This is a genomic window from Agrobacterium sp. NPDC089420, assembly GCF_044900305.1.
Lineage (GTDB): Bacteria > Pseudomonadota > Alphaproteobacteria > Rhizobiales > Rhizobiaceae > Agrobacterium.
The window spans coordinates 1-23,918 of record NZ_JBJDMY010000017.1 but is presented as its reverse complement, the minus strand read 5'-3'; the positions used below and the strand labels follow the sequence as shown (position 1 = coordinate 23,918).

The window sequence follows — 23,918 nt, the reverse complement described above, 5'->3', positions numbered from 1 at the left end:
GGTGGCGGTGGATGGGAGTGTGGCCTCAGCCGGCCTTTTCGAGCTTGTAGTCCGAATTGGCCGGTTCTTCCTGCTTGTGCTGGATGAGCGGGCGGTTACCGGCCAGCTTGCGCACCAGCACGTAGAAGACCGGTGTCATGAAGATGCCGAAGAACGTCACGCCGATCATGCCGGAGAACACCGCCACACCCATGGCGGCGCGCATTTCCGCGCCCGCACCGGTGGAAATGACCAGCGGAACCACGCCCATGATGAAGGCGAGCGAGGTCATCAGGATCGGGCGAAGGCGAAGCCGGCTTGCCTCGATGGCGGCCTGAAGCGGCGTTCGTCCCTCGAATTCCAGCTCCCGGGCGAATTCCACGATCAGGATCGCGTTTTTCGCCGACAAGCCCACAAGGACGACAAGGCCGATCTGCGTAAAGATGTTGTTGTCCCCTCCCGTCAGCCAGACGCCTGTAAGGGCCGCAAGTACACCGAGCGGGACGATCAGGATGATCGCGATCGGCAAAGTGAGGCTTTCATATTGCGCGGCGAGCACGAGATAGACGAGCAGCAGCGCCAGGGGAAAGACCACGATGCTGGAATTGCCGGCCAGAATCTGCTGGTAGGTCAGGTCCGTCCACTCGTAATCGACACCCGCCGGCAGGGTTTCGGCGAGGATTTTTTCAATCGCCGCCTGCGCCTGTCCCGAGGAGAAACCCGGCGCCGGACCGCCGTTGATATCGGCGGCAAGGAAGCCGTTGTAACGGTTGGTGCGCTCCGGTCCCGTCGTCGCATCCACCTTCAAGAGCGTCGAAAGCGGGATCATCTGGCCGGTTGCCGAGCGAACCTTCAGGCGGCCGATATCTTCGGCGTGGGCGCGGAACTGCGCATCCGCCTGCACACGCACGCTGTATGTCCGTCCGAAAGCATTGAAGTCGTTGACATAAAGCGAGCCCAGATAAATTTGCAGCGTCTGGAAGACGTCGCTGACGGACACGCCCAGCTGCTCGGCCTTGGCGCGGTCGAGATCGGCGAAGAGCTGCGGCACGTTGATCTGGTAGCTGGAGAAGATACCCGCCAGCTCCGGCGTCTGGTATGCCTTGGCGATCACCGCCTTTGTCGCCTCGTCGAGCGTCTGATAGCCATAGCCGGCGCGGTCCTCGATCTGCAGCTTGAAGCCGCCCGTCTGGCCGAGACCGTTGACCGGCGGCGGCGGGAACATGGCGATGAAGGCATCCTGAATGCCGGCATATTTCTGGTTCAGCTGCATGGCGATGGCGCCGCCGGACAGTTCCGGCGTCTTGCGTTTGTCGAAGTCGTCGAGAACCGCAAAGACGATGCCGGAATTGGAACCGATGGTGAAGCCGTTGATCGACAGGCCCGGGAAGGCGATGGCGTGGCTCACGCCCGGGGTTTCCAGGGCGATGTCGCTCATGCGCTTGATGACGCTTTCGGTGCGGTCGAGCGTTGCACCGTCCGGAAGCTGGGCAAAACCGATCAGATATTGCTTGTCCTGCGCCGGGACGAAGCCGCTCGGCACGGTCGTGAACATGCCGTAGGTCGCAGCGACCAGGGCCATATAGACGATCATGACGAGGCTCTTGCGCGTTACCAGCCCGCCCACGGTCTTGCCATAGCCGTTCGACGCAGCGCCGAAGGCGCGGTTGAAGCCGCGGAAGAACCAGCCGAACACCCGGTCCATGAAGCGGGTCAGCCAGTCTTTCGGCGCACCGTGTTCCTTCAGCAGCAGGGCCGAAAGCGCGGGCGACAGCGTCAGCGAGTTGATCGCCGAAATGACGGTGGAGATGGCGATGGTCAGTGCGAACTGCCGGTAGAACTGGCCGGACAGGCCGGAGATGAAGGCAAGCGGCACGAAGACGGCGACCAGAACCAGCGCAATCGCGATGATCGGGCCGGATACTTCGCGCATCGCCTTATAGGTGGCGTCACGCGGCGAGAGGCCGTTTTCGATGTTTCGCTCGACGTTTTCGACGACCACGATGGCGTCGTCCACCACGATGCCGATGGCGAGCACGAGGCCGAACAGCGTCAATGCGTTGATGGAGAAACCGAAGGCATACATGACGGCGAAGGTGCCGATGATCGAGACCGGAACGGCGATCAGCGGAATGATCGAGGCGCGCCAGGTCTGGAGAAAGAGGATGACGACAAGCACCACGAGGCCAACGGCCTCGAGGAGTGTGTCGACAACCTTCTCGATGGAGGAGCGCACGAATTTCGTCGTATCGTAGACGATCTCGTATTTCACACCGTCCGGCATTGCCAGCTGCAGATTGTCCATCGTGGCGCGGACATTGTCGGCGATTTCGATGGCGTTGGAGCCGGGAGCCTGAAGTACCGCCACAGCCACGGCCGGTTCGCCGTCGAGCAGCGAACGCAGCGTGTAATCGGCAGCGCCAAGCTCGATGCGGGCGACATCGCGCAGGCGGGTGATTTCGCCGTTGGCGCCGCTCTTGACGATGATGTTGCCAAATTCCTCCGGCGTCGTCAGACGACCCTGGGCATTGACGTTGAGCTGCAGGTCGACGCCGTTCGGGCTCGGGGAAGCGCCGATGACGCCGGCTGCGGCCTGCACGTTCTGCTGGCGGATGGCGTCGGAGACGTCGCTGGCGGCCAGATCGTGCTCGGCCACCTTCTGCGGGTCGAGCCAGACGCGCATGGAATAGTCGCCTGCGCCGAAGACCTGCACCTGGCCGACGCCTTCGATGCGGGCGAGCCGGTCCTTGACGTTCAGCGTCGCATAGTTGCGCAGATAGGTGATGTCATAGGCGTCGGTCTTCGATACCAGGTTGACGACCATGATGAAGTCGGGCGAGCTCTTGACGGTGGTGATGCCGAGCGCGCGGACTTCCGCCGGCAGGCGCGGTTCGGCCTGCGAGACGCGGTTCTGCACCAGCTGCTGCGCCTTGTCGGGATCGGTGCCGAGCTTGAAGGTCACGGTCAGCGTCAGCACGCCGTCGGATGTCGCCTGGCTGCCCATATAGAGCATGTCCTCGACGCCGTTGATCTGTTCTTCCAGCGGCGTTGCGACGGTCTCGGCGATAACGGTCGGGTTCGCACCGGGATAGGTGGCGCGCACGACGACGGATGGCGGAACGACTTCGGGATATTCCGAAATCGGCAGGGCGCGCATGCCGAGAAGGCCTGCCACCACAATCAGGACCGAAAGCACGGCGGCAAATACCGGCCGGTCGACAAAAAATCTGGAAATATTCATATCCAGTCCCTCTCCGGGTCTTTGGGAATGCGAAGGCCGTTCCGGCGGCAAAGTTGCCGCCGGTGAAAGCCGGTTCTGTCTGAAGGGGCGTCTCGCGAAAGCGCGGGACGCTTACTGATCAAAGAGGCGGGTTACTGCGAGGCAACCTTGTCTTCCGCCTGCGGTGCGATGGTCGCACCGGGGCGAATGCGCTGCAGGCCGTTGACGACGATCGTATCACCGGCGGCAAGGCCGCTTTCGACGATGCGCTGGCCGTCTGCCGGTGCGCCGGGCTTGATCTGGCGGTAGCTCACCTTGTTTTCGGCATCGACCACGAAGACGAAGCGCTTGTCCTGGTCCGTGCCGATGGCGCGGTCGCTGATGACGATGCGGTTTTCCGGCTTCGGTTCGCCCATGCGCACCCGCACGAACTGGCCGGGGATCAGCCTGCCGTCCGGATTTTCGAAGACGGCGCGGACACCGATGGTGCCGCTGGCCGAATCCACCTGGTTGTCGATCAGGTGCAGCGTGCCCTTGATCGGTGTGCCTTCATCCGAAAGCGTGCCGATTTCGACCGGTATCTGTTCCAGTGCGGGCAGGGCGCCGTCCGTTTGTGGCAGTTCGGCAAGGGCCTTGGCCACCACGCCTTCGCTGGCATTGAAGCTGGCATAGATCGGGTTGACCGATACTAGTGTTGTCAGAGCCGGCGATGTGGAGCCGGCGGCGACGAGGTTGCCGGCGGTGATTTCGATGCGGCCGACACGACCGGAAACCGGGGCGAGGATTTCGGTGTAACCAAGATCGAGCTGGGCCGTGGTCAGCGCTGCGCGGGCGGCGCGAAGCTGGGCTTCGGCATCCGCAAACGAGCTTTGACGCTGGTCGAGATCGCTCTGCGAGATGGTGCGATTGTCGGAAAGCCGGCGGCCACGGTCGAGTTCGGCCTTTGCAAGGCTGACCTTGGCTTCGGCGGAGGCAACCTGTCCTTCAGCGCCGGCTACGGCAGCCTGATAAGGGGCCGGATCGATGGTGAAGAGGGGGTCGCCTTCCTTCACCAGCGCGCCTTCGCGGAAATGCACGGCCTTGATCTGGCCGGCGACGCGGGAGCGGATCTGCACCCGGTCGACGGCTTCGAGACGGCCGGAAAACTCTTCCCAGCGCATCACGTCGCGGCTTTCGACCTTGGCGACGGTTACCGGGATCGCCGGCGTTTCGGCAGGCGTGGAGGCGGCCGTCGCGTCGCGGCTGGTGGGGAGGTCGAAAAACAGTGCTGCGGCTGCAACGGACATGGCAAGCCCGATGCCGGCGCCCGTCAGGGCGCGGCGCTTGGTGTTCAGCGTCATGGATATCTCCTTGGCCCCCGATCGGGAGCAGGTCGTTCATCTATCTGTTTGTTTTGCCGCATGATCCGGGCGTAAAACCGCTACGCACTTTTACTGGACATGCTCAAAATGCGAATTTTCAGTGTTTTAACTGGTCAACGAAAGTCTTGAACTCCGAACAGACGGATGAGACCCATCCGCCGCCCTCTCCTTGATAAAGCCCCGTCCAGCCGATGCCGGCGGGGAAAACATGCTGCCGGACGCTGACGCCCGAGGCGATGAGGCGGTCTCCATAATTGACCGTTTCGTCGCGCAGAGGATCATCCTCGGCGGTAAAGATCAGCGCCGGCGCCACCCGGTTCAGCCGCGTGCACTGGCAGGGCGCGGCATAGGGGTGGAAAAACCCGCACGCCTTGGCAAGGTAATGGCTCCAGCCATCGGCCCAGCGCTGGCGCATGCCGATCCTGTCCGCGTTGCGGAAGGATTCCGTCGTCATCATCGGGTCGATCATGGGCGACAGAAGAATTTGTCCGGCGAGCTTGCCCGGCATGCGGTCGCGGGCCTTCAGCGCCAGCCCCGCCGCCACATTGCCGCCTGCCTCTTCGCCGGCCACGAACAGCAGCGATTTCGCGCCGCCATAATGCTTGCGGTCCCGGCTCAGATGATCGAGCGCCTCATAGGCGCAGTCGATGACCATCGGAAACTCGTTACCGGACGGCTTGCTGTAATCGGCTTCCACAACCACCGCACCGCTTTCCGCAAGCGCGCGGGCCACCGGAAGCTCGGGGCAATTGCCGCCCGGCTCAAGGCCGGGTTCCAGGAACGATCCGCCGCGCAGATAAAGCACCACAGGCGGATGGCTGCACAGGCAGGACCCTTCATAACGGCGCACGGAGAGCTTCGACGCGGACGTCTCGCTACCCATATTTTCCCAATGCGCGTTCATGACTCCAGATCCTTTGCGCCGCCACTTAAAGCGTGTTGCGATCCTTCGGATACGCTCCTGCGCTTTAAGTTTTTATCTTGCCGCATGTCGTCACCGCAAAACCGCAACGCACTCTTGCGCGACATGCTTGAGGCGGATCATATTGCAAAATCTGAAATCCATATTATTGTTCGGATCGAAACGATCAAGTATGCAAAATTGAAAACACTATTCCGAAATCACGGATAATCATATCTCCGAGGCAGTGAATGGATCAGCTCTCCGCCATGCGGGTTTTTACGCGGGTCGTGGAAACCGGCAATTTCAGCCGCGCCGCCACCGCACTGAACATGCCGAAAACCACCGTCACCAACATGGTGCAGGCGCTGGAGGCGCATCTGCAGACCACGCTTCTCAACCGCACCACGCGGCGGGTGATGCTGACGACCGACGGCGCTCTCTATTATGAGCGGTCCTCACAGATTTTGTCGGAAATTGAAGAGCTTGATGGCAGTATGTCCAGCGCACAGGTACAGCCGTCCGGCCGGTTGCGGGTGGAAATGGCCGGCGTCTTTGCGGACCTCGTGGTTATCCCACATCTTTGCGAATTTTACCAGCGTTATCCGCAAATCCGTCTCGATCTCGGCGTCGGCGATCGCCTGGTCGATTATCTGGCCGAGAATGTGGACTGTGCCTTGAGAGTGGGCGTGCTGCGCGACCAGTCGCTGATTGCCCGAAAAGTGGGCGAACTCCGGTTCGAGACATTCGCCGCGCCATCCTATATCGAAAATTTCGGCATGCCGCACGTTCCGGAGGATCTGGAGAAGGATCATTATTCGGTGGGTTACCTCAATGCCACCACCGGCCAGATCATGCCGGCCTCGTTCGACAATGGCGTGCGCAGCGTCGAACTGACCCCGAATTATGTCGTTTCCGTCAATGACAGTCGCACCTATCTGAACGCTGCGCTGGCCGGCATGGGCATCGTGCAGCTTCCCGTCTTCATGGTGAAGGATGCACTGGCGCGGGGCGACCTCGTGCCGGTCCTGTCGGAGTGGCGGCGGGAAGCCATGCCGATCTATGTGGTCTATCCCCAGACCCGGCATGTGACCAACAAGGTGCGGGTTTTTGTCGACTGGCTGGCCAAGCTGGTGCACGGTCTGGTCTGAGGCGGCCCGTCACCGCCCGACCCTTGCCGCGACAAAGTCGATGAAGGCGCGCACGCGGGCGGCCAGATGTTCGTGACCGGCATAAACCGCGTGGATCACTTCCAGTTCCTCGGCATTATGGTCTTCCAGCACCGGCACGAGCAGGCCGGCCTCGATATCCGGTTCGACATGAAATTCGCCGATCCTTCCAAGCCCCAGACCGGTCAGGCAGAGCCGACGCATGGCCATGCCGCTGTTGACCGAGACGCTGCCCCTGACAGGCAGGCGATAGACCTCCGCCGAGCCGGGATCGCGAAACGGCCATTCATTGAGGCTGCGGCTGAAATTGAAGCTGAAACAATTGTGCCGCGCCAGATCCTGCGGTGTTTCCGGCATGCCATGTCGTGCGATATAGGCGGGGGAGGCGACGATGACCCGGCGCACCTCTTTCAGCTTTCGCGCCTTCAGGGATGAATCGCCCATCGCGCCGGAGCGGATGGCAATATCGGTGCGCTCCTCGATCAGGCTGATGACGCCGTCGGTCAGCGAGATATCCAGCTCGATTTCGGGATAGAGCGACAGGAATTCCGGCGCGAGCGGCAGGAGATAACGTTCGCCGAAGCCCAGCGTGGCGTTGACGCGCAGCAGGCCGCGCGGCACCACCTTGCCGCCGCTCGCCACGATCTGTTCGGTTTCGGCTATGTCGGCCAGGATGCGCCGTGCGCGGGAAAGATAGACTTCCCCCTCCGGCGTCAGCGTCACCACGCGGGTGGAACGGGCAAGAAGACGGGTGCCGAGGCGGTCTTCTATCCGTGTCACGAGCTTGCTGACAGCCGAGGGTGAAAGCTTCAGCCTGCGGCCGGCGGCCGAAAAACTGCCGAGTTCAGCCGCCGCCACAAAGACTTCCATTTCTCCGGCCCGATTGTCCATCGCCGCTCCGTCTGTGAAACTAATTCAAAGGTATTTATCCATTTTTGCCGATTATCATGCAAGTCCCCTTCGCCCATATTGCGGTCCATAGATTTGATCCAACCGGACGGCCTTGCTGTCCAGAACGCCTGCGATCCCGCTGCGGGCGAAGAGGTAGTCATCATGCCATTGGCCATATTTGCCCTTACGATCGCGGCCTATGCGATCGGCACAACGGAGTTCGTCATCGTCGGCCTTCTGCCGACGGTGGCGACCGATCTCAACATTACCCTGCCGCTCGCCGGCCTCATTGTCAGCGTTTATGCGCTGGGCGTCACCTTCGGCGCACCGATCCTGACGGCGCTGACGGGCAGGATCGAAAGAAAGCCGCTGCTGCTCGGCCTCATGGCCCTGTTCATCATCGGCAACAGCGCCGCGGCGCTGTCACCCAGCTATGAGATGCTGCTCGTCGCCCGGGTCATTGCCGCTTTCGCTCACGGTGTCTTTTTCTCCGTCGGCGCGACCATTGCTGCCGATCTCGTGCCGGAAAACCGCCGCGCCTCGGCCATTGCCATGATGTTCATGGGGCTGACGGTCGCCATCGTCACCGGCGTTCCGCTCGGTACCTATATCGGGCAGGTCTTCGGCTGGCGCGCGACCTTCTGGGCCGTTGCCGCGCTTGGCGTCGTTGCCTTCTTCGGCATTGCCGCGCTTTTGCCCAGCACGCTGAAGAAAGCGCCGCCTGCCAGCCTGCTCGATCAGGTCCGTGTTCTCGGTTCCGGCCGTCTGCTCATCGTTTTTGCCATGACCGCGCTCGGTTACGGCGGCACCTTTGTCGCCTTCACCTTCCTTGCGCCGATCCTGCAGGACGTCACCGGCTTTTCGGAAAAGAGCGTCAGCCTGATCCTCGTGCTCTACGGCGTCGCCATTGCAGCCGGCAATATTGGCGGCGGCAGAATCGCCAACCATAATCCGGCCCGGGCGTTGATCGGCCTCTTCCTGGCGCAGGCCATCGTGCTCTTCGTCTTTTCCTTCACGGCCTTTTCGCCGGCGCTGACGCTCATCACGCTTGCCGCGCTCGGTTTCCTGTCCTTCGCCAATGTCCCCGGGCTGCAGCTTTATGTGGTGCAACTGGCCAAGGAACATCGCCCCGGCACCGTTGATGTCGCCTCGGCGCTCAACATCGCCGCCTTCAATCTCGGCATCGCCATCGGTGCATGGCTCGGCGGTCTGGTGGTGGAATCGCCGATGGGTCTTGCCGCAACCCCGTGGGTCGGCGCCATCCTCGTCGCCGTGGCCCTGCTCTTGACCCTCTGGAGCAGCGCGCTCGACCGCCGCGCCGCGCTGACGCTGAAAACCGCCTGAACTTTTCATAAAATTCCCGGCCGCTCCCAAGTCGGCCGGGCCATCTCAAAGGAGAAAATATATGTTTGATGTTACCGCAAACGGCGCGTCCATCCCGGCCCTCGGCTTCGGCACCTTCCGCATTCCCGGCCCGGATGTCCTGCGCATCGTTCCCCGTGCGCTGAAAGCCGGGTTCCGCCATATCGACACGGCCCAGATTTACGGCAACGAGGCCGAGGTCGGAGAGGCCATCGCCGCCTCCGGCATTGGGCGGGACGATATCTTCCTCGCCACCAAGGTCTGGGTCGAGAATTACCGGCACGATGCTTTCATTGCCTCCGTCGATGAGAGCCTGAAAAAGCTGAAGACCGATCATGTCGATCTGCTGCTGCTGCACTGGCCGAATGAGGCGGTGTCGCTTGCCGAGCAGATCGGCGCGCTGAACGTGGTGAAGGAAGCGGGTAAGGTTCGCCATATCGGCGTCTCCAACTTCAACACGGCGCTGATGGCCGAAGCGGTGAGGCTTTCCAAGGCTCCGATCGTCACCAACCAGATCGAATACCACCCCTATATCGATCAGGAGGTGGTGATCGCTGCGGCCAAGGCTGCCGGCCTGTCGGTGACGGGTTATTACGGCATGGCTGACGGCAAGGTGTTCGCCGATCCGGTGCTGAAGGAGATCGCCGCAGGCCGCGGCAAGTCGGTGGCGCAGGTGGTGCTGCGCTGGCTTGTGCAGCAGGAGGGCGTCGTCGCTCTGTCCAAAACCGTCAGTGAAGCTCGCGTCGATGAAAATCTCGCCATCTTCGATTTCGAGCTTTCCGCCGATGAAATGGCGGCGATCCGCGCGCTCGCCAGGCCGGATGGCCGCATCGTTTCGCCGGATGGGCTGGCGCCCGCCTGGGACCAGGCTGCCTGATGATAGAGACCGGGGAGGGAATGCTCTTCCCGGTTTTTTCACGCGTGGGCAAACCTCGTGCAGATGCGTTTGATAGCCGCATAAACGACATGTCTCGCATCCGGGGCGATGACGATTTATCTGCCTGATCTTGAGAATTGGAGCGGGCGAAGGGATTTGAACCCTCGACCCCAACCTTGGCAAGGTTGTGCTCTACCCCTGAGCTACACCCGCTCAAAAACCGCTGGCCCGGGGTAGTTCGCTGGACTGCGGACCGCCGAAGTTCGGCGACGGGTGCTATATCGCTCAATCGATTTTGGAATGCAACAGTTTCTTTTGCGGTTTCGGTGGAAATCCTTCTGTCTGAGGCCTTCTTCGAAACGGACGGTCGGATGCTGCCCGAGAAACCGGCATGGCGGCGGAAGGCCTTGTTTCGGCGGGCCTTTATCGTGGCGGCGAAGGGCGATTCGCCTGCCAAAGGGCCAGAAAATTACCTGTTTACATTTGGTTAAAATCTGATTCGACAAGTGATTCGTTCGGGTGTACAAATTTCATGTCCACGAAAAGAAGAAACGATACTTGGCATATCATCAGGAGGATGAGCCTTGTCGTATGCAGCTTTTGAACGGGTTGGCGCACAATTGTCGCCGGAGCAGATCACCGATCTGCAGAATATTTTCGATGGCGTATGTTTCGAGTGCCTTCAAGATCGCGGTAGCCACGTTGCCAACGAGTGCGCAGCGGTTCTGATCCGCAGCGCCCAGCGCGGCATTCTCGATCATGAAATGCTGCGGGACATCGGGCTTGCCGTTCTGCGGCGGCACTGACGCTTGAAGACGAAAAAAAGCGCCCGGATCATCCGGGCGCTTTGCCGTTGGAGGGGCGGATTTCCGCTCAGCTCTTTTCCTGCACATGGGCTTCGAGGAACCACAGCGCCTTGTCGAGATCGCGCGAGGCGGCGGTGAAGATGTCGGCCGTCGTCGGATCGCCCGCCTCGTCGGAATCGTCGATCGCCTTGCGGATCATGTTCGCCACCTCGCCATAACGCTCGATCAGGGCATCGAGATGATCGTGGATCTTATAGATGTCGGTCGGATAGGCCTTGAGTTTCGTCGTCGAGGAGACGGCCTGCAGGCTGCCGAGCGCCGTGCCGCCAAGCTGCACGACGCGTTCGGCAATCGTATCGCCGTGGTTGTCGAGCTGGGCGCGGAAGGTGTCGAGAAGTTCGTGGACGGCGATGAATTGCGGGCCTTTCAGGTTCCAGTGCGCCTGCTTGGTGACGAGCGCGAGATCGATAACCGAGGCCAGAGAGTCGTTCAGAATGCCGATCACGGTCGATTTGGCGTTGGAAGGCAGGTCGTTCTTCGTCTTGTGCGTCTTCATCGATGTCTCCTGACGTTGCGGACGGAATACCGCTTGGGAAATGTCCGTGGTTTAACGTCCGGGCCGATGACCCTGTTCCATGCAAGGCGCCGCAGCGGAAAAAATCCTGCGCGATCATCGTCTCATTCGTAAAACAGGCAGATGCGCCGGCCGTTTATGTCCTCGACACGGATGGGCATGTCGTAGATGTCCTTGAGAATTTCCGGACGGATGATCGTTTCCGCCGGTCCCTGATGGCAGATGCGGCCCTCACGCATGGCGATGATGGTGTCGGAATACCAGGAGGCGAAGTTGATGTCGTGCAGCACCAGAACCACGGTCTTTTTCAGTTCGTCGGCGGCGCGGCGCATGATCTTCATCATGCTGGAGGCATGTTTCATGTCGAGATTGTTGAGCGGCTCGTCCAAGAGCACATAATCCGTGTCCTGACACAGAACCATGGCGACAAAGGCGCGCTGGCGCTGGCCGCCGGAAAGTTCGTCGAGAAAGCGGCCGGCCAGGGGTTCGAGATGCAGATACTCCAGCGCCCGGTCGATATGGACCTTGTCCTCGATGGTGGGGCGGCCTTTCGAATAGGGGTAACGGCCGAAACCGACAAGGTCACGCACGGTCAGGCGCGAGGAGATATGGTTGTCTTGCCTGAGGATCGAGAGCCGCTTTGCCAGCGTATCGGACGCGGTCTTGGTCACATCCAGCCCGTCGACCGTTACGGTTCCGGCATCCATGGACATCAGCCGCGCCACGATGGAGAGCAGCGTCGATTTTCCCGCCCCGTTCGGCCCGATGATGGAGGTGACGCCGCCTGCCGGAATGGAGACGGAGACGCTGTCGACCACGAGGCTGTCGCCATAGGATTTGCTGATCTGACTGGCGATGATCATCGCGCACCCCGCTTCAAGATAAGACCGATAAAGACGATGCCGCCCAGAAATTCGATGATGATGGAAAGCGCCGTATCGAAGGCGAAGATCCGCTCCAGCACCACCTGGCCGCCGACAAGGCAGATGATGGCGATGAGGATCGCCGCCGGCAGCACATAGGCATGTTTGCCGTTGCCGGTGAGATAATGGGCAAGGGCGGCGACCAAGAGGCCGAAGAACATGACCGGACCGACGAGCGCGGTGGAGACGGCGACGAGTATGGAGACCAGCACGAGGATGACGGTGACCGTGCGCCTGTATTCAACCCCGAGGCTGATGGCCGTTGCCCGGCCGAGGGAGAGGACGTCAAGTGTGTGCAGCAGCCTGAGGCCGATGACGGTCACCACGCCGATGATGATGGCGGAAACGGCAAGAAGGGTAGGATCGATGGAGTTGAAGCTGGCGAAGAGCACATCCTGCAGCACCGTATATTCATTGGGATCCAGCACCCGCTGCATGAAGCCCGAGAGGCTGCGGAAGAAGATGCCGAAGACGATGCCCACCAGCACCAGCAGATGCAGGCTGCGTTCCGCGCCGACGAAAAGCCAACGGTAGAGCAGGGCTGAAAAGGCGACCAGCAGCGCGGTTTCCGCAAGAAATTTCAGTTGCGGATCGATCATGACGACGGTGGCCGAACCGAAGACGAAAATCAGCCCGGTCTGCATCAGCACGTAGAGCGAATCGAAACCCATCACCGACGGGGTGAGGATGCGGTTGTTGGTGACCGTCTGGAACAGCACGGTGGAGACGGCGATGGCATAGGCCACCAGCAGCAGCGACAGAAGCTTGATGCCGCGAAAGGGCAGCACGAAACTCCAGCTGCCCTTTGCGCCGAGCGTCATGAAGGCGGCCATGCAGATGAGCGTCAATGCCGCAAGCACGATGAGAACGGTTTTTGCCCGCCGGTCGGGATGTCTCTCACGCATGGTGGCGTTTCCGCAGCAGGAGATAGAGGAACAGCGCGCTGCCGATGACGCCGACCACGGTTCCGATCGGTATTTCGTAAGGCGCACGCACGGTGCGGCCGATGATGTCGCAGGAGAGGACAAAGACCGCGCCGAGCGTCGCCACCCAGGGCACGGAGCGGCGCATATTGTCGCCGATCATCAGGCTGACGACATTCGGCACGATCAGTCCGAGAAAGGGGATCATGCCGACGGTGACGACCACGACGGCGCTGACCAGTGAGACGATGGTGAGGCCGAGCGCCATGACGCGGCGATAATTGAGGCCGAGATTGGTGGTGAAATCGCGACCCATGCCGGCCACGGTAAACCGGTCGGCGGCGAGATAGGCGGCGATGGCCAGGATGAAACCGACCCACAACAATTCATAACGGCCGCGCAGCACGCCGGAAAAATCCCCGGTCATCCATGCGCCGAGCGATTGCAGGAGATCGAAACGATAGGCAAAGAAGGTGGTGACCGCGGAAATGACGCCGCCCAGCATGATGCCGATCAGCGGCACCAGCAGCACGTCGCGCAGCGGCACTTGCCGCAGGATCCGCAGGAACAGCGCGGTGCCTGCGAGCGCGAAGACGGCGGCCACCAGCATCTTGCCGAAGATCGGCGTGTCGGGTGCGAGAAGCGTGATGGCCAGAAGGCCGAGGCCGGCGGATTCGGTCGTGCCCGCCGTCGAAGGCTCCACGAAGCGGTTGCGCACCAGCATCTGCATGATGAGACCGGCAATCGCCATCGAGCTGCCGGCCAATATCAGCGCCAGCGTGCGCGGAATGCGGCTGACGAGCAGCACGCGCAACGCATCCGCGCTGGTATCAGGCGCAAAGAGCGTGGCCAGCGAGACGTTGCTGACGCCGACGAACAGGCTGGTGATGGCGAGCGTCAAAGCCAGAAGAAGAGCAAGGATGAGAGACAGGGATTTCACGTCGATGGTGTTTCGAAAATGGCAGAGGTTTCCAGCGATCCTGCAGCTTGCCGGGAGAGCGCCAAACTTTCCACCGTCATCCTCGGGCCTGACCCGAGGATCCACAGGCTGTTGCTAACGATCGATCCTCGGGTCAAGCCCGAGGATGACGTCGCGTGTGTAGCAGCCTCCGAGAGCGTGTGTGGAGCAGCTTTCACAAGCCGATGCCCTGCGGTCTTTAAGACTTCTTTTCGGAGACGGCCTTGTAGACCTGATCGAGCAAAGTGGTGAGCGCCGTATAACCGCTGCTGACGATATAGGCCGCCTGCGGATCGAGATAGACGATCTGCTTTTTCTTCCACGCATTGGTCTGGTGCACCAGCTCATTGTCCAGCACCTGTGCCGCCGCCTTGCCGGGGTCCGTCGCACGGCCGATGCCGGCGTCGCGGTCGATCACGAACAGCCATTCGGGATTGACCTCGGCGAGATATTCGAAGGAGACGACATCGCCGCGGTCGAAGCGGTCATCAATATCTGCGGCGACCGGCTTGAAACCGATTTCGGTGTGCAGCCAGCCGGTGCGCGAGCTCGGTCCATAAACACCGACCTTGCCGGCATTGGTGACGAGGATCATCGCCGTACCGGAGTTGGGCGCGATCTCCTTCAGCTTCGCCACTTTTTCATCGATCGCGGCATCGAGCTTCTTTGCTTCTTCCTGCTTGCCGAAGATATCGCCGAGCTTGGTGATGTTGGCCTTGACGCTTCCGATGAATTCCTTGGAATCGATCGACATGTCGATGGCCGGCGTGATCTTCGCGACATCGGGATATTTCGCCCGCGAACGGCCGCCGACGATGACGAGATCGGCCTCGGCCGCATTGATCGCCTCATAGTCGGGTTCGAATAGCGTGCCGACCTTCAGATATTTGCCGTCGGCATATTTCTGCAGATAGGTCGGCAGGTTGGAGCCGACGACGCCGGCGGGTTCGACGCCCAGCGCATCGAGATTGTCGAGCGAGGGAATATCCAGAACCAGAACCTTCTTCGGCGCCGCCTTCAGCACGGTCTCGCCCTGCGCGTGCCTGATCGTCATTTCCTCAGCGCCCGCAGTCATTGCGCCAAGGCTGAAGGCCGCTGCCGCCAGCAGCCGAACGGGGAAGGTGAAGTTGATGGCCACTTTTATGTCCCTTGCACTATGTTCCGAGCCGGCGGAAGTGATCCCACCGGGTTAACTTGATGTTGACGATCAGCTTTATTGGCAAGGTTCGCGGAAATCAAAATTATGTTTTAGAACGGTTCTGAATTGCCGTGAGCGGGAAATGTGCAGCCACCGGAAGCAGGCCCCCATTCGTCATTCCGGCCTTGAGCCGGAATCCAGCCGACGCGCGTCTGCGCGGCGATGAGGGTCCTTTCAGCCCAGGGACTTGGGCTTGCTGGATGCCGGATCAAGTCCGGCATGACGGGGTCTCAATAGCGGCAATAGGGAAGCAGGCTTCCTTCAATCCGGCGGCCAGTCGCCGACGATGTCGCGCCTCTCCAGCTTCAGCGACCGGTCCGGCTGAACACGATAGGTTTCAATCGCATACCGTCCATCGTCCATGACAAATTCGTTGCTGAGGGTGCTGCCGATGGGGGATTTGGTCAATTTGGTGCGGGGCTGCCCGCCATAGGTGATGCTGCCGGGAATGGGCTCCACATCGGGAGCGGCGGTGGCGCAGCCGGCGAGCGCCAGAACCATCATGATCGCGATCGTGCGCATGGTTTTCTCCGAGCTTTGGACAGTGATCATATCACGGTCGCGCCCATGTCACACATCCCGTTGGCGTGAATAAAAAAAGGCCCCGTATCCGCAGATACGGGGCCAGTTGCCCTGGGAGGTTCCTGGTTTCTCAGTCCTCGTTGGCGGCAAGCTGCGTCAGCACCTCGCCACGGCCGCGGATGCGCATGATCAGCGGAATGATGAAGGCGGCGGCCGCAACGATGAACAGGCCAACGGCGATCGGCGAGGTCAACAGCACCGTCGGGTCGCCCTGGCCGATGGCCAGCGCACGGCGCAGCTGCTGTTCGGCGAGCGGGCCAAGGATGAGGCCGACGACCGCAGGCGCAATCGGATAACCGAAGATGCGCATGATATAGCCGAGGATACCGAAGGCGAGCAGCATGCCGAGTTCGAACACGGACGGGTTGGCGCCGATGGTGCCGAGCGTCGCGAACAGCAGAATACCCGCATAAAGCCAGGGCTTCGGAATGGTCAAGAGCTTCACCCACAGGCCGACGAGCGGCAGGTTGAGCACCAGCAGCATCAGGTTGGCGATGAACAGGCTGGCGATCAGGCCCCAGACGAGCTGCGGATTGGTGGCGAACAGCAGCGGGCCGGGCTGCAGGCCGAACTGCTGGAAACCGGCGAGCATGATGGCGGCGGTCGCTGTGGTCGGCAAGCCGAGCGTCAGAAGCGGCACGAGCGTACCGGCGGCCGACGCATTGTTGGCCGCTTCCGGACCGGCAACGCCTTCGATGGCGCCATGGCCGAATTCTTCCGGATATTTGGTCAGCTTCTTTTCGGTGGCATAGGACAGGAAGGTGCCGATTTCAGCGCCGCCCGCCGGCATGGCGCCGATGGGGAAGCCGATCAGGGTGCCGCGCAGCCAGGCTTTCCAGGAACGCGCCCAGTCCTGTGCGCTCATCCAGACGGAACCCTTGACGGCTTCGACCTTGTCGTCGCCAGTCTGCCCCTGCGCGACAATGAAGAGCGTTTCGCCGATGGCGAACATGGCCACCGCAAGCGTCGTCACTTCCACGCCGTCGAGCAGGTCGGGAATGCCGAAGCTCATGCGGGTCTGGCCGGTCAGCTGGTCGATGCCGACGATGGCAAGCGCAAAACCGATGAACAGCGAGGTGAGGCCGCGCAGCGCCGAATCCCCGAAAGCGGAGGAGACGGTGACGAAGGCGAGAACCATCAGCGCGAAATATTCACGCGGGCCGAAGACCAGCGCCAGCTTGACAATATAGGGCGCGATGAAGGCGAGCGCGATGGTGGCGATGAGGCCGGCGACGAAGGAGCCGATGGCGGCGGTGGCGAGCGCCGGGCCGCCTCTGCCCTTGCGGGCCATCTTGTTGCCTTCGAGGGCGGTGACGATCGAGGCGCTTTCACCCGGCGTGTTGAGCAGGATCGAGGTGGTCGAGCCGCCATACATGCCGCCATAATAGATGCCGGCGAACATGATGAGCGAACCGGCGGGGTCGAGCCTGTAGGTGACGGGCAGAAGCAGCGCCACCGTCAGCGCCGGGCCGATGCCGGGCAGAACGCCGACGGCGGTGCCGAGCGTGACGCCGATCAGCGCATAAAGCAGGTTCATGGGTTGGGCGGCAACCTCAAGACCGTGCAGCAGGAATTCAAACGTACTCATGGACAGATGTCCCCCAAGTCGAGCAGAAGGGCGGGCGGAACGGCTGGCTTCGCGTCATCGCGCGCCGGTTGTTCCCTTGATCCCGAATTTTGGTCGGAATGGCGGTCAGAACAACAGCCGTTCCAGAGGCCCGGCGGGCAGCGAAAGCTGCAGCAGCCGCGCGAAGATGAACCAGATGAAGAAGCTGAGCGCGATGCCGATGGGGATCGAATACCAGAGCTTGCGTTTGCCGAAGGCACGCGCCGTAAAGGCAAACAGCAGGCCGGTGGCAATGGAGAAACCGGCGACATTGAGCAGCAGCATCTGCGCGGCAAGGCCGGCGACGACCCAGACGACCGGGGCGATCTCCTGCTTGTCGCGTTCGGGAAAATCGCCGCGCCAGGCTTCGATGGCGGTCCACAGCGCCAGGCCGACAAGACAGAAGCCGATGGCGTAAGGCACCGTGGCCGGGCCGACCGGCGAATAACCGGTGACGCTGGCGAGACGGGCGCTGTCCCAGAAGATCACGCAGGCGATGAGGACGAGGAAGACGGCGATCGCCAGCGCCGCCCAGTCAGGGCGGCGCTTTTGATGCTCTAGAGGGTTGGAACCCAGGCTCATTTTACCAGTCCGATGTCTTTGAGGATGGCGGCGGTGGCGTCGGTATCCTTGGCGAGCTGCGCCTTGAATTCGTCACCGGCGAGATAGGTGTCCATCCAGCTCTTGGTTTTCAGGGTTTCCTGCCACTTGGCGGATTTTACCAGCTTTTCGATGTCGGCGTTAATGGCCTTTTCCTGTTCCGGCGTCAGGCCGGGAGGAGCGGCGACCATCCGCCAGTTCTGGACCACGACATCGAGACCGCTTTCCTTCAGCGTCGGGGCATCCACGCCTTCCAGCTTCTCTTCGCTGGAAACTGCGAGCAGGCGCAGCGTGCCGGCCTTTACCTGGCTTTCGAATTCGCCGTAGCTCGAAATGCCGGCCGTGACCTGCGAGCCGAGGATCGAGGCAAGCGCTTCGCCGCCGCCGGAATAAGCGATGTAGTTGATCTTGGTCGGATCGACGCCGGCCGCCTTGGCAATCAGGCCAACTGCGATATGGTCGGTGCCGCCGGCGGAGCCGCCGCCCCAGGACACGCTGCCCGGATCCTTCTTCAGCTGGTCGACGAGATCGCCGATGGTCTTCAGCGGCGAGGATGCCGGAACGACGACGGCTTCATATTCGCCGGTCAGGCGGGCGATCGGCGTTACTTCCTTCAGCGTCACCGGCGCATTGTTGGTGAGGATCGCGCCGACCATCACGTAACCGCCGACGATCAGCGCGTTCGGATTGCCCTTCTGCTGGCTGGCGAACTGCGCAAGACCGATGGTGCCGCCGGCGCCCGGTACGTTCTGCACCTGAACGCTCTTGGAAATGCCTTCTTCCTGCAGCACCGTCTGCAGGGAACGTGCGGTCTGGTCCCAGCCGCCGCCGGGATTGGCCGGCGCGATGATGGTGTAATCCGCTGCAGCCGCCGGAAGGGCGATCATGCCCGCCAGAAATGTGCCGATAAGAAAATGCTTCACTTGGAAAACCCTCCTCAGGATGCCCTTTTGGGCGTCGTTTTTCGTTTATGCGGAAGGGATTTCAGACACAGCCGCGCCGGCGCTGAAGTTTCAGCGTGGGGCCTTGGCAATCGTCCTGGATTTCCTCCCGCATCTTCTTCCGCCTCCACGGAATGAAGAAGGATTGCAGTGCATCACAAAAAGCTGTCATCTAACTGACGCTAGGCAAGTCCTTGCGCATTTACTCTCCATTAATTTCTGGCACGCGTCCACCGGGGCGTGTGGGGTGGCTTTGTTTTGCGCCTTTGAAGCTTGTTCCACCCTCATTCCTGTGCTTGTCACAGGAATCCAGCTGACGCGTGTCTACGCGGCGAGAAGAGTCCTTTCAGCCCAAGGACTTGGGCTGGCTAGATTCCTGTGACGAGCACAGGAATGAGGGGGAAGCTATTGCGACCGCAACGCCTCGTTCCAGCGCTCGATCAGGCGGCTGCGCTTGACCTGGTCCAGATAGACCATCAGCCCGGGGCTGACGGGGACGGGGCGCAATTGCGCGCCGTGGATGGCCTGCATGGTGTTGGCGGTGTTCTCGCCCGCCACTTCCGGGCTGACGGCGGGGATTTGCAATTGCCGGGCCATGATCGTCTGGCCCTCCTTGGACATGAAGAATTCGAGGTAGCGGCGGCCGAGTTCGGGTTTGGCGGCGGCTTCCGGCACCAGCCCGATGCGGGACATGACGACGGTATAATCCTTCGGCAGCACGATGCCGACATCGGGGTGGCGCGAGGCCCAGTCTGCGGCATAGGAGCCGAGAATATTGTAACCCAGCACGAAACGGCCGTCGGACACACGCTCCAGAATGGCCGAGGAGGTGGAATAGACCTTCACGCCGGCCGCGCCCATGGCCTTGATGACGCTCCATATATCGCCGAACTGCTCCTGATCGCGCGACATGAACAGGAAGCCGACGCCGGAGCGTTCGATGTCATAGGTGGCGATGCGGCCATGGACTTCCCTTGCGTGGCGCTCGAGATAGTCGACGAATTCGGCGCGGCTGGCCGGCGGCTTTTCGGTGGTGAAGCTCGGCTTGTGATAAACGAAGACCGCCGGCTCGAAGGTCAGGGCATAGGCCGTGTTGCGCCAGTTCGCCCAGGCGGGCCAGCGGGCGCTCATGGCGAGATCCGATCGCTGGGCGTAACCGTCATTGCTCAGCTTCACCTGCAGGTCCATGGCCGAGGAAAAGGCGAAATCGGCGGTCTTCTTGCCGGCATCCGTCTCTTTGACGATGCGGTCGTAGATTTCGCCGGTCAGCATGTCCTCGTAATGGACAGCGATATCGGGATTGGCCTTCTGGAAACCCTCGATCATCGGTGTGGCCAGCGGTTCATCCAGCGAGGAATAGACCACCAGCGTTTCGGCATCCGTCTTGCCGGAAGGGGCCGGAAAAACGGCGACCTGCGCAAGCGCAGGCGAGGCCGTGCAAAGACAGAGGCAAAGAAGAAGGCAGATACGCATGGAAAAGATCATGCCGCACGTGCTTGCCATTCACAAGCGGCAAGCCGTTGGTTAAATTCGGCGGGTTGCGGGAGGATGATGTGCGTATTTTGCTGGTCGAGGACAATCAGGTTCTGTCGGAAGGGCTGTCGGCGCTGTTGCGCGGCAGCGGTTATGCGGTGGATGTGGTTTCCGATGGCGCTTCCGCCGATGCGGCGATTGCGGCGGAAAGTTTCGATCTGGTCATCCTCGATCTCAACCTGCCGGAGATGGACGGTATCGAGGTGCTGCGCTCCATGCGTTCGCGCCAGGACAAGGCGGCGGTGCTGATCCTGACGGCGCGCGGCACGCCGGAGGAAAAGGTCAAGGGGCTCGATCTCGGTGCTGACGACTACATGATCAAGCCCTTCGATATCACCGAATTCGAGGCGAGGGTGCGGGTGCTGCTGCGCCGCAATGCCGGTTTGCGCTCCTCCGCCCTCAGTTTCGGCAAGGTGCTGTTCGATCTCACATCGCGCACCTTTTCGGCGGATGGGCGTCCACTCGATATTCCGGCGCGCGAGGTGGCGCTGCTCGAAGTGCTGTTCATGCGGGCCGGCAAGGTGGTCGCCAAGGAGGCGATCGTGCAGTCGCTCACCGGTTTCGACGACGATATTTCCGCCAATGCCATCGAGCAATATGTCAGCCGCCTGCGCAAGCGGCTCGCTCCCCACGGGCTGACGGTGAAGACGGCGCGCGGCATCGGTTATTATCTCGAAAACCTGCCGGAGATGGCTGAATGACACAGGCCGCCTATTCGCTCAGGCGGCGACTTCTGGGCTGGCTTCTCATTTCCACCGCGATCATCGGCTGCGTCGCGCTCACCGATACCTGGCGCGAGGCGGTCAATACCGCCAATGTCGTCTCCGACCGGGTGCTTTCCGGTTCGGCGCTCGCCATTGCCGAGCGGGTGGTGGTGGCCGAGGATGGGTCTCTGGAAGTCGATATTCCCTATGTCGCGCTGGAAATGCTGACATCGGCGGCGCAGGACCGGGTATTCTACCGGGTCGACGGGCCGAACGGGCAATTCCTCACCGGTTACCAGAACCTGCCGACGGTGGAAAACACCAATGGCGATACGCCCGCCTATCGCGATGCGGTGTTTCGTGACGAGCCGATCCGTATTGCCGCCATCCGCCGTTTCGCTTCCACCGGCATCAATTCGGTACCGTTCTCCGTCACGGTTGCCGAAACAACCATTGCCCGCAGCCAGCTGGCGCAGGCGATCATCCTGCGCTCTGCGCTTCGGTTGCTGCTGATGATCGTGGGGGCGGCGATCATCGTCTGGATCGCGGTGACGATTTCGCTCAGGCCGCTTTACCGGCTTAGCGAAGCCATTGCCGAGCGCAGCCCGAACGACCTGCATCCCATCCGCCAATCCGTGCCGGTGGAGGTGGAAAATCTGGTGGAAACCGTCAATTCCTTCATGGTGCGGCTGCAATCGGCGCTCGATGCGCTGCGGCATTTCACCGGCAATGCCAGCCACCAGCTGCGCACGCCGCTCGCCATCATCAGCACCCAGCTCGCACTTTCCGCCCGCGCTGCAAGCCTGGAGGAGGCACAGGCGGCGGCGCTGAAAGGCGGCGCTTCGGTGGCGCATGCCGAACATATCCTTGCCCAGCTTCTGCGCATGGCCAATATCGATGCCGCCGGCTCCAGTGAAAAACATGATTTCTCCGCGATAGACCTCGTGGCCGTTGCGCAGAACGTGACCGCCGATTTCGTGCCGCGCGCGGCCGACGCCGGCATCGATCTCGGTTTTGAAGGCGAAGGCGAGGCGACTGTTCTCGCCGAGCCGCTCTTGATCGGCGAACTGATCGGCAATCTCGTCGGCAATGCCGTCAACTATGCCGGACGCGGCGCGGAAGTCACCGTCCGCGTCGGCAAGGAGACGGGTGCCGTCTGGCTGGAAGTGGAGGATAACGGTCCCGGCATTCCGCCGGAAAAACGCGCCATGGTGCGCCAGCGCTTCGCCCGAGGCGAAGCCAACACCGCCCCCGGCGCCGGCCTCGGCCTCGCCATCGTCGAGGAAATCGCCGGGCTGTTCGGCGGGCGGCTTACGCTGGAGGACGGCGCGGATGGGCGCGGGCTGAAGGCGCGGGTGATGTTTGGCGGCGTGGAGTAGCTTTTGAGAGAGGGACATGACGATGTCGATGGATAAGACGCTAGAGGTTTTAAACTCCATGGTCGATGATCGCGTCATCGAAACCTATGTCATTGCCGGTGCAGTGGCCGCCCTGCTGTATATCGAACCAACCGTCACGGAAGACCTGGATATTATGATTACATTTTCGTCGCCGTCTCCGGGTGGGCTGGTGACCCTGGGTGAAATCGTACCCTATCTGAAAGAACGCGGTTATGATCGATGGGAAAAGGAAGGCCTGCTGATAGAAGGTTGGCCCGTTCAGTTTCTTCCCGCTTCAGACGCGCTGGATGTGGAAGCCTTGCAGGAGGCGGAAGAGATTACCGAGGATTTCGGATCAGGTCGCCCTATCACGACCCGTGTCCTTGCCGCCCATCATCTGGCAGCGATTGCCATCCGTACCGGACGATATAAGGATCATGCACGGGTCATCGCATTTTTCGAGGCCGATGTCGTGAGCGTCGATCATTTACGCGATGTGGTGAGACGTCATGGGCTTGAGGTTAAGTGGCAGGAATTTCTTGAGAAAACTGGACACGCCGACGTGTTGGATTTAAATTCCAATCCATGAGCAATCCGTCCAACTTCACGCTGAATGAGATTTTGACGCGCAAGGCCGAGGCCAGGCGTGTTCGTGCAGGTTTGTCTTTTGCCGAGAAGGTCAGAATCGTCGAAAAAATGCGTGAGCGGCTCGCTCCGTTCAAAGCCATTCGCAATAAGAACAAGTCCGGTACCGTATCGCAAGAGATGACGCGGCGGTAGCTGCCCTCAGACGAGCCGGCTGGTGCCGGCCTTAATCGTTGGTTGCCCTCCCTCACCCCATCCGTTCCGAAGCATAACTTCCCGGGCTTGGCGGGAAGACGACGGTGCGGTTGCCGTTGATGAAGGTGCGGTGGTGGATATGGGCGTGGATGGCGCGGGCCAGCACCTGGCTTTCCACGTCGCGGCCGAGCGAGACATAGTCGTCGGCCGATTGCGCGTGGGTGATGCGCACCGTGTCCTGCTCGATGATCGGGCCTTCGTCGAGATCGGCGGTGACGTAGTGCGCCGTGGCGCCGATCAGCTTCACGCCGCGCTCATAGGCCTGCTTGTAGGGGTTGGCGCCCTTGAAGGACGGCAGGAAGGAGTGGTGGATGTTGATGATCCTGCCCGACATCTTGCGGCACATCTCGTCGGAGAGAACCTGCATGTAACGAGCCAGCACGACCAGCTCCGTGCCGCTGGTCTCGATCAGGTCCAGCAGCTGGGCTTCGGCCTTCGGCTTGTTCTCCTTCGTCACCTTGATGTGGTGGAAGGGGATGTCGTGATTGACGACGAGTTTCTGGTAATCGAAATGGTTGGAGACGACGCCGACGATGTCGATCGGCAGGGCGCCGATCTTCCAGCGGTAGAGCAGGTCGTTGAGGCAATGGC

General features: G+C 61.4%; 23 protein-coding genes and 1 tRNA gene. 8 read left to right on the top strand and 16 right to left on the bottom strand.

Features of this window, described 5'->3' with window-relative positions:
• Positions 1–25 precede the first annotated feature (25 nt).
• The 3 genes from ACI2KA_RS22005 to ACI2KA_RS21995 form a co-directional block, all read right to left on the bottom strand.
• The gene (locus tag ACI2KA_RS22005; protein ID WP_404504587.1) at positions 26–3,220 is read right to left on the bottom strand and encodes an efflux RND transporter permease subunit; all 3,195 of its coding nucleotides are present in this window, start codon (positions 3,218–3,220) and stop codon (positions 26–28) included.
• 131 nt (positions 3,221–3,351) lie between these two features.
• The gene (locus tag ACI2KA_RS22000; protein WP_404504586.1) at positions 3,352–4,539 is read right to left on the bottom strand and encodes an efflux RND transporter periplasmic adaptor subunit; all 1,188 of its coding nucleotides are present in this window, start codon (positions 4,537–4,539) and stop codon (positions 3,352–3,354) included.
• Positions 4,540–4,657: 118 nt separating this feature from the next.
• A complete protein-coding gene (locus tag ACI2KA_RS21995) occupies positions 4,658–5,464 on the bottom strand; it encodes an alpha/beta hydrolase fold domain-containing protein (RefSeq protein ID WP_404504585.1) in 807 nt (268 codons plus the stop codon).
• A gap of 248 nt (positions 5,465–5,712) precedes the next feature.
• Here ACI2KA_RS21995 and ACI2KA_RS21990 point away from each other — a divergent pair, with 248 nt between their 5' ends.
• Complete coding sequence (locus tag ACI2KA_RS21990) at positions 5,713–6,612, top strand: LysR family transcriptional regulator (RefSeq protein WP_404504584.1); 900 nt, start codon at positions 5,713–5,715, stop codon at positions 6,610–6,612.
• A gap of 9 nt (positions 6,613–6,621) precedes the next feature.
• On the opposite strand, the gene ACI2KA_RS21985 is transcribed toward ACI2KA_RS21990, so the two are convergent.
• Positions 6,622–7,521, bottom strand: a complete 900-nt coding sequence (locus ACI2KA_RS21985; protein ID WP_404504583.1) for a LysR family transcriptional regulator — start codon at positions 7,519–7,521, stop codon at positions 6,622–6,624.
• A 162-nt stretch (positions 7,522–7,683) separates the two neighbouring features.
• Here ACI2KA_RS21985 and ACI2KA_RS21980 point away from each other — a divergent pair, with 162 nt between their 5' ends.
• Both ACI2KA_RS21980 and ACI2KA_RS21975 read left to right on the top strand, forming a co-directional pair.
• Complete coding sequence (locus ACI2KA_RS21980) at positions 7,684–8,865, top strand: MFS transporter (RefSeq protein ID WP_404504582.1); 1,182 nt, start codon at positions 7,684–7,686, stop codon at positions 8,863–8,865.
• A gap of 61 nt (positions 8,866–8,926) precedes the next feature.
• A complete protein-coding gene (locus ACI2KA_RS21975; RefSeq protein ID WP_404504581.1) occupies positions 8,927–9,760 on the top strand; it encodes an aldo/keto reductase in 834 nt (277 codons plus the stop codon).
• Between the two features lie 138 nt (positions 9,761–9,898).
• Here ACI2KA_RS21975 and ACI2KA_RS21970 read toward each other — a convergent pair.
• Positions 9,899–9,973, bottom strand: a tRNA-Gly gene (locus ACI2KA_RS21970).
• A 371-nt stretch (positions 9,974–10,344) separates the two neighbouring features.
• On the opposite strand from ACI2KA_RS21970, the gene ACI2KA_RS21965 reads away from it, so the two are divergent.
• Positions 10,345–10,566 (top strand): hypothetical protein, encoded by a 222-nt coding sequence (locus ACI2KA_RS21965; RefSeq protein ID WP_404504580.1) that lies wholly within the window; start codon positions 10,345–10,347, stop codon positions 10,564–10,566.
• A 67-nt stretch (positions 10,567–10,633) separates the two neighbouring features.
• On the opposite strand, the gene dps is transcribed toward ACI2KA_RS21965, so the two are convergent.
• The 10 genes from dps to ACI2KA_RS21915 all read right to left on the bottom strand — a co-directional run bounded on the left by dps (position 10,634) and on the right by ACI2KA_RS21915 (position 20,356).
• Positions 10,634–11,122, bottom strand: coding sequence for a DNA starvation/stationary phase protection protein Dps (gene dps / locus ACI2KA_RS21960; RefSeq protein WP_404504579.1), 489 nt, complete (start codon positions 11,120–11,122; stop codon positions 10,634–10,636).
• Between the two features lie 122 nt (positions 11,123–11,244).
• Positions 11,245–12,003: an ABC transporter ATP-binding protein gene (locus tag ACI2KA_RS21955; protein ID WP_404504578.1), complete on the bottom strand. Its 759-nt coding sequence runs from the start codon at positions 12,001–12,003 to the stop codon at positions 11,245–11,247.
• A complete protein-coding gene (locus tag ACI2KA_RS21950) occupies positions 12,000–12,968 on the bottom strand; it encodes an iron chelate uptake ABC transporter family permease subunit (RefSeq protein ID WP_404504577.1) in 969 nt (322 codons plus the stop codon). Before ACI2KA_RS21950 ends, ACI2KA_RS21955 begins: the two co-directional genes overlap by 4 nt.
• On the bottom strand, positions 12,961–13,926 hold the full coding sequence (locus ACI2KA_RS21945; RefSeq protein ID WP_404504576.1) for an ABC transporter permease: 966 nt from the start codon (positions 13,924–13,926) through the stop codon (positions 12,961–12,963). Before ACI2KA_RS21945 ends, ACI2KA_RS21950 begins: the two co-directional genes overlap by 8 nt.
• Before the next feature lie 217 nt (positions 13,927–14,143).
• A complete protein-coding gene (locus ACI2KA_RS21940; RefSeq protein ID WP_404504575.1) occupies positions 14,144–15,082 on the bottom strand; it encodes a siderophore ABC transporter substrate-binding protein in 939 nt (312 codons plus the stop codon).
• Positions 15,083–15,403: 321 nt separating this feature from the next.
• Positions 15,404–15,664: a hypothetical protein gene (locus ACI2KA_RS21935; protein WP_404504574.1), complete on the bottom strand. Its 261-nt coding sequence runs from the start codon at positions 15,662–15,664 to the stop codon at positions 15,404–15,406.
• A 130-nt stretch (positions 15,665–15,794) separates the two neighbouring features.
• Positions 15,795–17,312 carry a tripartite tricarboxylate transporter permease gene (locus tag ACI2KA_RS21930; protein WP_404504573.1) on the bottom strand — a complete coding sequence of 506 codons (1,518 nt, stop codon included), beginning with the start codon at positions 17,310–17,312 and terminating at the stop codon, positions 15,795–15,797.
• A 105-nt stretch (positions 17,313–17,417) separates the two neighbouring features.
• Positions 17,418–17,912 carry a tripartite tricarboxylate transporter TctB family protein gene (locus tag ACI2KA_RS21925; protein WP_404504572.1) on the bottom strand — a complete coding sequence of 165 codons (495 nt, stop codon included), beginning with the start codon at positions 17,910–17,912 and terminating at the stop codon, positions 17,418–17,420.
• Complete coding sequence (locus ACI2KA_RS21920) at positions 17,909–18,817, bottom strand: Bug family tripartite tricarboxylate transporter substrate binding protein (RefSeq protein ID WP_404504668.1); 909 nt, start codon at positions 18,815–18,817, stop codon at positions 17,909–17,911. The genes ACI2KA_RS21925 and ACI2KA_RS21920 overlap by 4 nt, the downstream gene beginning before the upstream one ends.
• Positions 18,818–19,276: 459 nt before the next feature.
• Entirely contained in the window at positions 19,277–20,356 is a 1,080-nt protein-coding gene (locus ACI2KA_RS21915) for an ABC transporter substrate-binding protein (RefSeq protein WP_404504571.1), read from the bottom strand.
• Between the two features lie 68 nt (positions 20,357–20,424).
• Here ACI2KA_RS21915 and ACI2KA_RS21910 point away from each other — a divergent pair, with 68 nt between their 5' ends.
• From ACI2KA_RS21910 to ACI2KA_RS21895, 4 genes are read left to right on the top strand one after another with little or no spacing between them, the layout of a single operon-like run.
• Complete coding sequence (locus ACI2KA_RS21910) at positions 20,425–21,105, top strand: response regulator (RefSeq protein ID WP_404504570.1); 681 nt, start codon at positions 20,425–20,427, stop codon at positions 21,103–21,105.
• Positions 21,102–22,487: a sensor histidine kinase gene (locus tag ACI2KA_RS21905; protein WP_404504569.1), complete on the top strand. Its 1,386-nt coding sequence runs from the start codon at positions 21,102–21,104 to the stop codon at positions 22,485–22,487. Before ACI2KA_RS21910 ends, ACI2KA_RS21905 begins: the two co-directional genes overlap by 4 nt.
• A 16-nt stretch (positions 22,488–22,503) precedes the next feature.
• The gene (locus tag ACI2KA_RS21900) at positions 22,504–23,076 is read left to right on the top strand and encodes a hypothetical protein (protein ID WP_404504568.1); all 573 of its coding nucleotides are present in this window, start codon (positions 22,504–22,506) and stop codon (positions 23,074–23,076) included.
• Complete coding sequence (locus ACI2KA_RS21895; RefSeq protein WP_404504567.1) at positions 23,073–23,267, top strand: hypothetical protein; 195 nt, start codon at positions 23,073–23,075, stop codon at positions 23,265–23,267. Before ACI2KA_RS21900 ends, ACI2KA_RS21895 begins: the two co-directional genes overlap by 4 nt.
• Before the next feature lie 52 nt (positions 23,268–23,319).
• Here the strand turns inward: ACI2KA_RS21895 and ACI2KA_RS21890 are convergent.
• Positions 23,320–23,918 (bottom strand): formyltetrahydrofolate deformylase (locus tag ACI2KA_RS21890; RefSeq protein WP_404504566.1); only part of this gene is annotated, 599 nt, incomplete at its 5' end.